This is a genomic window from Eikenella sp. (assembly GCF_057315495.1).
The window spans coordinates 1-11,857 of sequence record NZ_DBHKXY010000004.1 but is presented as its reverse complement, the minus strand read 5'-3'; the positions used below and the strand labels follow the sequence as shown (position 1 = coordinate 11,857).

General features: G+C 53.6%; 9 protein-coding genes and 1 tRNA gene. 7 read left to right on the top strand and 3 right to left on the bottom strand.

Translation table 11 applies throughout. The annotated features are described in order from the left end of the window. Nucleotides 1–273: 273 nt before the first annotated feature. Together hscA and metK are read left to right on the top strand one after the other, a co-directional pair. Entirely contained in the window at nt 274–2,133 is a 1,860-nt protein-coding gene (hscA, locus tag ACO6EE_RS00425; protein ID WP_485958571.1) for a Fe-S protein assembly chaperone HscA, read from the top strand. A gap of 504 nt (nt 2,134–2,637) precedes the next feature. Further along, nucleotides 2,638–3,807 carry a methionine adenosyltransferase gene (gene metK, locus ACO6EE_RS00420; RefSeq protein WP_049258140.1) on the top strand — a complete coding sequence of 390 codons (1,170 nt, stop codon included), beginning with the start codon at nt 2,638–2,640 and terminating at the stop codon, nt 3,805–3,807. Between the two features lie 106 nt (nt 3,808–3,913). Here metK and ACO6EE_RS00415 read toward each other — a convergent pair whose 3' ends face one another. Beyond that, nucleotides 3,914–4,465, bottom strand: coding sequence for a hypothetical protein (locus tag ACO6EE_RS00415; protein WP_485958570.1), 552 nt, complete (start codon nt 4,463–4,465; stop codon nt 3,914–3,916). 222 nt (nt 4,466–4,687) lie between these two features. Continuing rightward, nucleotides 4,688–6,595: a threonine--tRNA ligase gene (gene thrS / locus ACO6EE_RS00410; RefSeq protein WP_485958569.1), complete on the bottom strand. Its 1,908-nt coding sequence runs from the start codon at nt 6,593–6,595 to the stop codon at nt 4,688–4,690. Nucleotides 6,596–6,624: 29 nt separating this feature from the next. Here thrS and ACO6EE_RS00405 point away from each other — a divergent pair, with 29 nt between their 5' ends. After that, entirely contained in the window at nt 6,625–6,777 is a 153-nt protein-coding gene (locus ACO6EE_RS00405; protein WP_485958568.1) for a hypothetical protein, read from the top strand. Between the two features lie 179 nt (nt 6,778–6,956). Here the strand turns inward: ACO6EE_RS00405 and ACO6EE_RS00400 are convergent. Then, a tRNA-Val gene (locus ACO6EE_RS00400) sits at nt 6,957–7,033 on the bottom strand. Nucleotides 7,034–7,242: 209 nt separating this feature from the next. On the opposite strand from ACO6EE_RS00400, the gene tgt reads away from it, so the two are divergent. The 4 genes from tgt (at nt 7,243) to ACO6EE_RS00380 (ending at nt 11,697) form a co-directional block, all read left to right on the top strand. Then, nucleotides 7,243–8,358 carry a tRNA guanosine(34) transglycosylase Tgt gene (gene tgt / locus ACO6EE_RS00395; protein ID WP_485958567.1) on the top strand — a complete coding sequence of 372 codons (1,116 nt, stop codon included), beginning with the start codon at nt 7,243–7,245 and terminating at the stop codon, nt 8,356–8,358. Nucleotides 8,359–8,633: 275 nt separating this feature from the next. Beyond that, a complete protein-coding gene (locus ACO6EE_RS00390; protein ID WP_485958566.1) occupies nt 8,634–10,238 on the top strand; it encodes a DUF4874 domain-containing protein in 1,605 nt (534 codons plus the stop codon). 359 nt (nt 10,239–10,597) lie between these two features. Continuing rightward, complete coding sequence (locus ACO6EE_RS00385) at nt 10,598–10,975, top strand: hypothetical protein (protein WP_485958565.1); 378 nt, start codon at nt 10,598–10,600, stop codon at nt 10,973–10,975. 83 nt (nt 10,976–11,058) lie between these two features. Beyond that, entirely contained in the window at nt 11,059–11,697 is a 639-nt protein-coding gene (locus tag ACO6EE_RS00380) for a DUF3304 domain-containing protein (RefSeq protein ID WP_485958564.1), read from the top strand. Nucleotides 11,698–11,857: the final 160 nt, after the last annotated feature.

The window sequence follows — 11,857 nt, the reverse complement described above, 5'->3', positions numbered from 1 at the left end:
TTGTTACTTACTGGCAAGGTTCTCTGAAATAGCACCTTTTTTGTTACTTATGCCTGAATTAAATTTAAACCAGTACAGCGTTGGCTCACCTTGCCGTACTATTTGTACTGTCTACGGCTCGCCGCCTTGTCCTGATTTAAATTTAATCCACTATATTTTCAGGTAGTCTCCATTCCGGTTGAGGCTACCTGAAAAGTTTAATTCCGACCGAAGCACTCAGCCAATATGTTAAAATAACCGCTTATTCCCATACTTAAACACACACCAACCACCATGGCACTCCTACAAATCGCCGAGCCCGGCCTCTCTGCCGCCCCGCACCAACATCGCCTAGCCGTCGGTATCGACTTGGGTACTACCAACAGCTTGGTTGCTACCGTGAAAAGTGGCCACGCTGCCTGCTTGCCCGATGAAGAAGGCCGTTTCCTACTGCCTTCGGTGGTGCGCTATGGTGCTGATGGGCAAATCATCACCGGCCGGGCTGCCCTGCAAAGCCAAACTGCCGACCCGGCCAACACCGTCAGCTCCGCCAAACGCCTGATCGGCCGCAAATTGGAAGATATTGATACCAGCCATTTGCCCTACCGTTTCGGCCAATCCGACCAACTAATCGACCTGCAGACCCGCCAAGGCGCGAAAACGCCGATAGACGTATCTGCCGACATCCTGCGCGCACTCAAAGCCCGCGCCGAACAGAGCCTTGGTGGCGAATTAGTGGGCGCGGTTATCACCGTGCCGGCCTATTTTGATGATGCCCAACGCCAAGCCACCAAAGATGCAGCCCGCCTGGCCGGGCTGAACGTGTTGCGCCTGCTCAACGAGCCCACCGCAGCCGCCATCGCCTACGGGCTGGATAATGCCACCGAAGGCACATTCGTGGTATACGACCTCGGCGGCGGCACGTTTGACGTATCCGTGTTGCAGCTTTCCAAAGGCCTGTTCGAAGTGAAGGCCACCGGCGGCAATTCCGCGCTCGGCGGCGACGATTTCGACCACCGCGTGCTGTGCCACCTGATTGAAGCCAACCGCCTCTCCATCACTAATGCCCAAGACAGCCGCCTGCTGCTCAGCCTGGTGCGCCGTGCCAAAGAAGAGATCAGCAGGCTACCTGAAAGCCGTATCCAAACGGTGCTAAGCGACGGCACGCAAATCGACACCACTCTTACCCGCACCCAATTCCACGCCCTTACCCAGCATCTTGTGGCGCAAACCCTTGTGCCGGTAAAGCAGGCCTTGAAAGACGCCGGCATCAGCAAAGGTGATATCGGCGGCGTGATTATGGTGGGCGGAGCCACCCGTATGCTGCATGTGCAACAGGCCGTGGCCAACTTCTTCGGCCAAACCCCGCTCACCAACCTAGACCCCGACCAAGTGGTCGCACTCGGTGCCGCTATGCAGGCCGACGTGCTGGCCGGCAACAAGCGCGACAACGACTGGCTGTTGCTCGACGTTACCCCACTCTCGCTCGGCCTCGAAACCTACGGCGGGCTGGCTGAAAAAATCATTCCGCGCAACAGCACCTTGCCGACCGCTCGCGCCCAAGAATTCACCACCTTCAAAGACGGCCAAACCGCCATGACCATCCATGTGGTGCAAGGCGAGCGCGAACTGGTGGCCGACTGCCGCAGCCTCGCCAAATTCACCCTGCGCGGCATCCCGCCGATGGTGGCCGGTGCCGCCCGCATCCGCGTAACCTTCCAGATCGATGCCGACGGCCTGCTTTCCGTGTCCGCCCGCGAGCAAACCACTGGTGTGCAGGCACAAATCGAAGTGAAGCCTTCCTACGGTCTCGACGACGAAACCATCACCCGTATGCTGGCCGACAGCATCAGCCATGCCGGTGGTGATGCCGCCGCCCGTGCCCGTGCTGAAGCCGTGGTGGAAGCCGAAAGCCTGATTGATGCAGTGGAGGCCGCGTTGGAGCTGGACGGCGACCTGCTCGATGAGAGCAGCCTTGCCGCCATTCGTGCCCAAATTTCCACCCTGCAAAGCCTGCTCCCCGAAGCCGAAGCCAACCCCATCCGTAACGCCACCGCTGCCCTTGCCGCCGGCACCGACGACTTCGCCGCCAAACGCATGGACCGCAACATCCAACGCGCCCTCACTGGCCAGCGAGTGGAAGATATGGCGTGATAGGCCAGAGTTTGTAAAGGCTACCTGAAAGCGCAGCTTCAACGAAGTTAAAACGAGGTTTCCGAAGGAAGGCGAGTTTCTACGAAGCGGACCGAGGTTTCCAAAGAAGGCTGAGTTTCTACAAAGCTAAAAATTTCAGGTAGCCTTTGGCTGTGTAGAATGCAGAACAGGCAGGGTAGGGTGGTGTTGTTATGCTGCAGTTCGGTTTGATCTGCCTCTGCAAATTTTCAGGTAGCCTTCTCTCCGTAAAGATTACCTGAAACCTATCCCGCCGCTTGCCGCCGCAGACGGGATTTGTTATCATCTGCCGCGCATTAAGAGTTGGGAATCCATGCCAACCTGCCCGCCGCAAACGGCGCGTAAGGTGGACGGCCGAGAGGCCGATGTGGCTCGTCTGAATCAGGCCGGGCAATATCTCTTCCCGCCTGGTGCGGGATTTTTTTATTGCCCGTTGAGCTCTCCTTGCCAGGCTGCAAGGTTTCTCTATTATCCGAAAGACATATCATGAGCGAATACCTCTTCACCTCCGAATCTGTTTCAGAAGGCCATCCCGACAAAGTGGCCGACCAAGTATCCGATGCCATTCTCGATGCCGTTCTCGCTCAAGATCCTAAAGCCCGTGTGGCTGCCGAAACGCTGGTGAACACCGGCTTGTGCGTGCTGGCCGGGGAAATCACCACCACCGCACACGTGGACTACATCAAAGTGGCGCGCGAAACCATTGCCAAAATCGGCTACAACTCTTCCGAGCTCGGCTTTGATGCCAACGGTTGCGCGGTGGGCGTGTATTACGACCAGCAATCGCCCGATATTGCCCAAGGCGTAAACGAAGGCGAAGGCATCGACCTGAATCAAGGCGCGGGCGACCAAGGTCTGATGTTTGGCTATGCCTGCGACGAAACCCCCACCCTGATGCCCTTTGCCATCTACTACAGCCACCGCCTGATGCAGCGCCAGAGCGAACTGCGCAAAAGCGGCCAGCTGCCTTGGCTGCGCCCCGATGCCAAAGCGCAAATTACCGCCGTGTACGACAGCGAAACCGGCAAAGTAAAACGCATCGACACCGTGGTGCTTTCCACCCAGCACGATCCGTCTATCGGCCATGAAGAACTGAGCAAAGCCGTGATTGAGCACATCATCAAACCCGTGCTGCCGCCCGAAATGCTCACCGCCGACACCAAATACCTCATCAATCCCACCGGCCGCTTCGTGATCGGCGGGCCGCAGGGCGACTGCGGGCTCACCGGCCGCAAAATCATTGTCGATACCTACGGCGGCGCAGCCCCGCACGGCGGCGGCGCATTCTCCGGCAAAGACCCGAGCAAAGTAGACCGCTCCGCTGCTTACGCTTGCCGCTATGTGGCGAAAAACATCGTGGCCGCCGGCCTGGCCACCCAATGTCAGATTCAGGTTTCCTACGCCATCGGCATCGCCGAGCCCACTTCCATCGCCATAGACACCTTCGGCACGGGCAAAATTAGCGAAGACAAACTCATCGCCATCGTGCGCGAACACTTCGACCTGCGCCCGAAAGGCATCGTGCAGATGCTCGACCTCCTGCGCCCGATTTACAGCAAATCCGCCGCCTACGGCCACTTCGGCCGCGAAGAGCCCGAGTTTACTTGGGAGCGTACCGATAAGGCTGCGGCTTTGAAAGCGGCAGCAGGTTTGTAAGCCCATTTGGCAAACAGATTAGAGGCTACCTGAAAACGAGCAAAGCCAGTTTTCAGGTAGCCTCTTTAATGTGCGGGAGAATGACTGAAGAACCCTCCAAGCCTACTTATTTATCAGGTCTCTTTTCTCTAAACTCTAAAAATGCATCAAACTTCGCAAACTCTGGCACTTGGATAAGATTCTCCGCCCGTATCATCAATCTATCCCCTTTGCGGACAAATCCGGCGTGAACGGAGAAAATGAAATCGCCGTTTTCCTCTTTGGAGAAATCAGCCACAACTGCGTCTTTCCCATAAAGCAAGCTGGGATTACCCGCCGTTTGCACCTCATACTTCACCACAAAAGGCACATGCCTGGCCTGATAAAACAAGTTGTCTATCTCTTCTTTTGAAAGATGTGTTCCAGTTTTCGGCTTCAATCTCACCGTGAGTGCAAACAACCCTCGATGCAGAATCGGTACATTGTTCATCGTCTGCTGATAGCCTTCTTGCTGCGTACTGAAAGGCACAGAAACCAGCGGCGTGGTATCCACTTCTCTATTCATATCGCTGATATAGTTGCCAACAAACGGGAGGATTGACACAGTAGCAGCCATACCGATTAGTGCAAACACTATCAACACCGCCAGCGCTATCTTCTTCCAGCGTTTCTGCCCCATCTTCATTCCTCTAAAAATACTGCCCAAAAGAATTTTCAGGTAGCCTCATGCAGTCTAGGGCTATCTGAAAAATTGTCCGTCTTCCGTTTGTGGGTTGTCAACAGAAGCCACAGTCCGGGCATGGATGTTCGGCACAATGTTCCAGAAAAAGTCGGGCATTAATGCCAGGCCTATGTACCCAAAAATTTTCAGGTAGCCTCACAAAAGGCTACCTGAAAATCTTTAAACCACTGCCAACTCTTGCCGCAAGCGGGCAATAAACTCTTCTATCTGCATGCTGCCCAAATCCTCTCCTTTGCGGCGTACAGCCACTTGGCCGTTTTCCATTTCCTTATCGCCCACCACCACTTGGTAGGGGTAGCGCATTTGGCTGTTGTCGCGGATTTTGTAGCCGATTTTTTCGTTGCGCAGGTCGGCTTCGGCGCGCAGGCCGGCGGCTTTGAGTTTGTTGACCACTTCCAGGCAGTAATCGGCCTGTTTTTCGGTGATGTTCATCACCACCATCTGCACGGGCGCGAGCCAGAGCGGGAAGGAGCCGGCGTGTTCTTCAATCAGGATGCCGATAAAGCGCTCCAGCGAGCCCAAAATGGCGCGGTGCAGCATCACGGGGCGGGCGCGGCCGTTGTCTTCGGTAACGTATTCGGCGTTCAGGCGTTCGGGCAGCACGAAGTCGAGCTGGATAGTACCGCACTGCCAGGAGCGGCCGAGCGCGTCTTTGATGTGGTATTCCACTTTCGGGCCGTAGAACGCGCCTTCGCCGGGCAGCTCTTCCCATTGCACGCCGCAGGCGGTGAGCGCGTCGCGCAGGCCTTGTTCGGCTTTATCCCAAGTTTCGTCGCTGCCGGCACGCTGTTCGGGGCGCAGCGAGAGTTTGATGCTGACGTGCTCGAAGCCGAATTGTTTGTAAATTTTCATCACCAACTGGTTGAAGGCGCGGGTTTCTTCGGCGATTTGGTCTTCGGTACAGAAGATGTGGGCGTCGTCTTGCACGAAACCGCGCACGCGCATCAGGCCGTGCAGTGCGCCGGAAGGCTCGTTGCGGTGGCAGGAGCCGAATTCGGCCAAGCGCATGGGCAGGTCGCGGTAGGAACGCAGGCCGTGGTTGAAGATTTGAACGTGGCCGGGGCAGTTCATCGGTTTCACGGCGTAGTCGCGTTTCTCGGAGGAGGTGGTGAACATATTGTCTTTGTAGTTCGCCCAGTGGCCGGATTTTTCCCAGAAGGTTTTGTCGAGAATCTGCGGGGTTTTAACTTCGCGGTAGCCGGCGGCATCGAGCTCGCGGCGCATGTGCTGCTCGATGGTTTGCCACAGCGTCCAGCCGCGCGGATGCCAAAATACCATGCCGGGGGCTTCGTCTTGCAGGTGGAACAGGTCGAGCTGTTTGCCGAGGCGGCGGTGGTCGCGTTTTTCGGCTTCTTCAATACGGGTGATGTAGGCTTTGAGTTCGTCTTTGCTAGCCCAGGCGGTGCCGTAGATGCGCTGCAACATTTCGTTGTTGCTGTCGCCGCGCCAGTAGGCGCCGGCCAGCTTGGTGAGCTTGAAGTTCTTTAAAAACCGGGTGTTGGGCACGTGCGGGCCGCGGCACATATCCACGTATTCTTGGTGGTGATACATGCCCATGGCTTCCACTTCGGGCATGTCTTCAATCAGGCGCAGTTTGTATTCTTCGCCGCGCTCTTGGAAGATTTTGATGGCTTCGGCGCGCGGGGTCATGATTTTGACCACATCATAGTCTTGATTGATCAGCTCTTTCATCCGCGCTTCGATGGCGGCCATGTCTTCGGGGGTGAAGGGTTTTTCTGTGGCGATGTCGTAGTAGAAGCCTTCTTCAATCACCGGGCCGATTACCATTTTGGCATTGGGATAGAGCTGCTTCACGGCATGGCCGACCAAGTGCGCGCAGGAATGGCGGATGATTTCTACGCCTTCCGGGTCTTTCGGCGTGATGATTTGCACGGCGGCATCTTCGCTAATCGGGTCGCACGCATCGCGCAACACGCCGTTCACTTTGCCGGCCACGGTGGCTTTGGCCAGCCCGGAGCCGATGGATGCGGCGATTTGGGCAACGGTTACGGGGGCTTCGTATTGGCGCACGGAGCCGTCGGGCAGGGTGATGTTGATTTGGGACATGATGGTTTGTCTTTCTTTGAAATGGATAAATGGATGAATGGTTTGGTTTTCAGGTAGCTTTTATCGTTGCATTAGGCGAAACCGAAAAAGTAAAACAGCAGGAACAGGCCGGCAAATGTGATGGCGGCCAACGCAGCCAGTGTGAGCAGCAGCGCAAGTGCGGGGGTAAACGGCGCATATGACGGGTTCCTTACGGCGGTTTGGCCAGATTTTCAGGTAGCCTTAACAGCAATCCAAGAGGCTACCTGAAACGATGTTTCTGAAGGAAGCGGAGTGGCGACAAAGTTAAAACTATAGCGGGCGGCCAAACAAAAAAGAACAACTGAAGTTCCCCAGAAACCCCTGCTGTTCCCACGAATTCTGGTAGGCACGATTGGATTCGAACCAACGACCCCCACCATGTCAAGGTGATGCTCTAACCAACTGAGCTACGTGCCTGTTTAAGGGGCAGCATTATACTGTTTTCCCACCCCCCGCGCAAAGGAAGTGCAGGGCTGGCAGCGGTTTGCTGTATCAGCTAAAGCAATCATTTTTTGCCGGGTAGCGAGCCGCAGCAGTATGGGTAATATGGCAAGGCGGGCTAACACGGTAGGAAGAAATAAATGCTTTAGCTATAATCGCCGCATTATTGATAACGGGTTCTCCCCATGCTCAAATTTACCCTACACAAAAAAGACGGCCACGCCCGCCGAGCCACCATCGAACTCAACCACGGCAGCATCGAAACCCCCGTATTCATGCCCGTCGGCACCTACGGTTCGGTCAAAGCCATGACCCCGCAAAACCTGCACGACATCGGCTCCCAAATCATCCTTGGAAACACCTACCATTTATGGCTGCGCCCAGGCCTCGAAGTCATCGAACAATTCGGCGGCCTGCACGACTTTATCGGCTGGAACAAACCGATTTTGACCGACTCCGGCGGTTTCCAAGTGTTTTCGCTATCCGACATGCGCAAACTCACCGAAGAAGGCTGCACCTTCAAAAGCCCGATTAACGGCGACAAACTCTTCCTTTCGCCCGAAATCTCGATGAAAATCCAAACCGTGCTCAACTCCGACATCGCCATGCAGCTCGACGAATGCACCCCCGGCGAAGCCACGCGCGAACAGGCCGAAAAATCGCTACAAATGAGCCTGCGCTGGGCGGAACGCAGCAAAAAAGCCTTTGAAGATTTGAACAACCCCAATGCCCTGTTCGGCATCGTGCAAGGCGCAATGTATGAAGACTTGCGCGAACAGTCCCTGCGCGGGCTGGAACAGTTCGACTTCCCCGGCCTCGCTATCGGCGGCTTGTCCGTCGGCGAACCCAAGCCCGAAATGTACCGTATGCTGCGCGCCGTCGGCCCCATGCTGCCCGAACACAAACCGCATTACCTGATGGGCGTCGGCACGCCGGAAGACCTCGTTTACGGCGTGGCGCACGGCGTGGACATGTTCGACTGCGTGATGCCCACCCGCAACGCCCGCAACGGCTGGCTGTTCACCCGCTTCGGCGACATCAAAATCAAAAACGCCAAGCACAAACACAACACCTGCCCGCTCGACGAATCCTGCACCTGCTACGCCTGCCAAAACTTCAGCCGCGCCTACCTGCACCACCTGCACCGCGCCGGCGAAATTTTGGGCGCGCAGTTGAATACCATCCACAATCTGCATTTCTACCAAACCATCATGGCGGAAATGCGCGAAGCCATCGAGCAAGGCAAATTCGCCGACTGGCAGGCGCAGTTCTATGAAAATCGGGCAAAAGGTACGGATTAAGCAGTAGGCTACCTGAAAACTGGTGGAGTTTATTTAGAAAGATGTGCCAAGCATTACTAAAGTTATCGGTTTCCAGTTTTGGAAGTTATAGAGTGATGTTGGCACGCTTTTCGACAGAATGATTTGCTTACATATGCATTCACATTTTTAAATAAGGCATACATCTGTTTGAGTTTTTTGACAGTAAGCAGTTTGGCATAGTAGGATTACTACGTTTTACAGTATTAATATTATAAGTAGACCAGTTAGCAAAAACATTTAGGAAAATCGTCATTATGAATAAAACCTTACTTTCAGTTCTGATTTGTACTGTGGCTTTGGCAGGCTGTAAAAAAGACGAATCAGATACACCCAGTAATGCCGGCTCCAACCAGCAGGCAAACCAAACCGCAGCAAAGCAAAATGAGGGTACAGTCCAACTGGGAACATCAGGTAACGCTGACCGAACCCGGAATATTAGCGTAGGTACGGGAGGCGGTAGCGCAAATAGCAATAATAACTCTGGTGCTGCAAATGGCAGCAATCCTGGAAATAATGCTAACAATAACAATGCCAATAACAATGCCAGCAACAACAATAATGGCAACAACAATAATGGCAACAATAATAATGGCAACAATAATAATGGGAGTAACAACGTTAAAACCGTCTCCCTGAAAGAAGCAGCGGGGGATGTTCCTGGTTATGGGCGCGGTTTCTATCGTTATGGTAAAGACCCTTCCCAAATTACTGATGCTGACTTGGAAAAAGCCTATCGTGATGGCTACCGCCTGATGTATATGCCGGCAGACTTATCTCAATGGCGGAATCAGGATTTGCCCCAGTCGTATCTCAATGCATTGGATCAGGGCTTATCTAAAATGAAAAACGTTAATGCCATTTTGCGTTTTTCATACGACTACACAGCAGCCGGCCAAGATACCAATCTGGCACAGGTTCGTCGCCATATCGAGCAACTGCGCCCGATTTTGGCTAAAAACCGTGACAACATTTTCGTATGGCAGGCAGGCTTTATTGGTGCATGGGGTGAATGGCATTCCTCTGCCAATAATTTGAATACAGACCAAAATAAAGCCGAGGTAATCAAGGCCTTGCTGAATGCAAATAATAACGGCATTTATGCCAAACTCCAGTTGCGTTACCCAGGCGATTTGATGAATTTCCGCAATAACAGCAGTCTGCCTCATGGTGCCGCTTCCCTAGGTATGCATAATGACTGTTTTATGGCCAGCAAAGACGATGTGGGCACCTATTACCCACGCGGCAGCGGGCGCTCGCCAGAAGAGTTGCGCAGCTTTGCACGCGAAAACAGCATACATCAGGTATTCGGCGGTGAAACCTGCAAACCGTTGGCAGGAGCACGTACGAGCTGTGCCGATATTTTGAGGGAAGGCGCCGAATACCATGTGTCGTATCTGAACTACGACTACCACAAAACCTTTATCGGTAATTGGGAATCCGGCTCTTGTATGACAGAAGTCCGTAAGAGAATGGGCTACCGTTATGTGGTGGAAGAACTGAGTGCCTATGTTGACCAGCAAAACAGTAATGTCGTTCACTGGACGGCAAAAATTGCCAACCGAGGCTGGGCCAACGCACCTGATTGGGGCTATAAACTCTATCTCGTAGTAAACGGCCAAAAAGTCTTGTTGAACAACAGATTCTCAGTGCAGCCCGGTACGGTACAAAGTTTCCGTGGCAGCTTCTTGAAGAGCCAGCTGAATGGGAAAGCCCCGATTCTGCTGATCGATACAGAAGATGCTAATTATTCCGGCCCGCATCCGCTGCAATTTGCCAATGCTGATGATGGCAATGCACAAAAAGCACCGGAAGGCCCATTCCGCACCGGTCTGGCACTGAAATGGCTGTTGTCAATCTAAGTTGATTTAGCTAATACAGCGGGAAACCTTGGAAATAGGGTTTCCCGCTGTTTGGTTATATAGAGTGGCGAAGTGGCCAAATGCGAACATCCTCTTTCTTAAAGCTACCGCATATTCGTAAAGCACAAACATCCTAATATAACAAATAGAAACACTGCTAACCACGACTACCCAATTATGCTTTGGGATCATGAAAATGTTGACGACGTGCGAGATCTTGCTGGAGACTTCATTAGCTTGCTATACCAGTAAGAGCAGCAAGAACAACAGCATCCAATTTTCAGGTAGCCTTTTGCATTGCAGGCTACCTGAAACATCAAAACTATCGTTCAACACCTAATCATCGGGAGGAGTGCCTCGTGCTATCCAAACAAACCTTCGCTGCCTTCTGCCTGGGCGCAATCACCGCCGTTGCCGCACTGTTCTTGCTGTCCGCGCAATATTCCGACTACCGCCGCACCGCTGAAATCAAACAGGAAATCCAAATGCTTGCCCCATTGCAGGAACAGCTGGCCGCCGAGTTAGCCAATGGTGGCATCAAAAGCAGCCTGCAAACCATTCAGGCGGCCTATCCGAGTGTGCAGGCCGTGAGCCGCGACGGCTGGATTCTGCTGCGCACGCCACGCTTCGGACAGGAGGTGGTGCTGATTCCGCAGGCAGAGGGCAACAATATCCGCTGGATGGTGCATTACAACGATACGGACAAGGTAATCAACGGCAAGGCACTCTGTTTTTGAGTGTGGCATTGCAAAAGTGCAGGCTGCTTTGAACGTGTCAAAAGCAGCCTGCACATTCCAACCCATTATGAAAGGAAACCACTATGACAGACATCATACGCACAACGGCACGCTGCAGCCTTTTGTTGGCATCGGTTCTCATGCTCACAGGTTGTGCCAGCCTTACCTTAGGCGCTATCTGGGGTGTTGAAGATAGCCTCAATAAGGGCAGATGGCAGCGCGAACGCAACCAGACATTGGGGCATACTGCCAAACGTGTTTCGGTTTATGCGTCCAACCATACCTCAAACGCCTATACTGTAGGTATGAGGGATGATACGGATAACGACGGGAATCATTTTTACTTGCGGGCGAAAGAAGGCGAACACGCGCCGAAATGGGTCGAAGATAGCGGGAGCAACCATATATACCGCGATATTCCGAGAAGATGGAGCAAAGATTACCTAATACGGGTTGAATGGAGAGATGAAAGCAGCGGACGTTATTACCGAGCCAAATTTGTGCTGCCGCATTATCAGTATGCCCCGAGCGACCTCGAATTGCATTTCCTGCCGGACAACAAACTCTTGGTCTGCGTGAACAGCTATGTGCAAACCCCGTCTTTCCGAAAATGGGTGGCCGGTGGTTGCGATACCAAACCATTGGTGCCTAATACGGAAAGCGTGGAAGTACAGAACAGCAGCCTGCGCAGGATTGCAAGCCCGGCCGGACGGAACAAATGAGCAGCCGCCAAAAGCAGCCTGTACGCCATCCGATGGACGGCGCATTACAACGATACGGATAAAGCAATCAACGGCAAGGCACTCTGTTTTTGAGTGGGGATTTTTGGCATAAGTAACAAAAAAGGTGCTAAAGCCCCCCGCAAGCCTTATCCTGCAAGGC

Excerpts from the sequence above, each read along its gene's own strand:
- thrS (WP_485958569.1), bottom strand. The coding sequence starts at position 6,595 with ATGTCCCAAATCAACATCACCCTGCCCGACGGCTCCGTGCGCCAATAC.
- tgt (WP_485958567.1), top strand. The coding sequence starts at position 7,243 with ATGCTCAAATTTACCCTACACAAAAAAGACGGCCACGCCCGCCGAGCC.
- hscA (WP_485958571.1), top strand. The coding sequence starts at position 274 with ATGGCACTCCTACAAATCGCCGAGCCCGGCCTCTCTGCCGCCCCGCAC.
- ACO6EE_RS00390 (WP_485958566.1), top strand. The coding sequence starts at position 8,634 with ATGAATAAAACCTTACTTTCAGTTCTGATTTGTACTGTGGCTTTGGCA.
- ACO6EE_RS00415 (WP_485958570.1), bottom strand. The coding sequence starts at position 4,465 with ATGGGGCAGAAACGCTGGAAGAAGATAGCGCTGGCGGTGTTGATAGTG.
- ACO6EE_RS00380 (WP_485958564.1), top strand. The coding sequence starts at position 11,059 with ATGACAGACATCATACGCACAACGGCACGCTGCAGCCTTTTGTTGGCA.
- metK (WP_049258140.1), top strand. The coding sequence starts at position 2,638 with ATGAGCGAATACCTCTTCACCTCCGAATCTGTTTCAGAAGGCCATCCC.
- ACO6EE_RS00405 (WP_485958568.1), top strand. The coding sequence starts at position 6,625 with ATGGATGAATGGTTTGGTTTTCAGGTAGCTTTTATCGTTGCATTAGGC.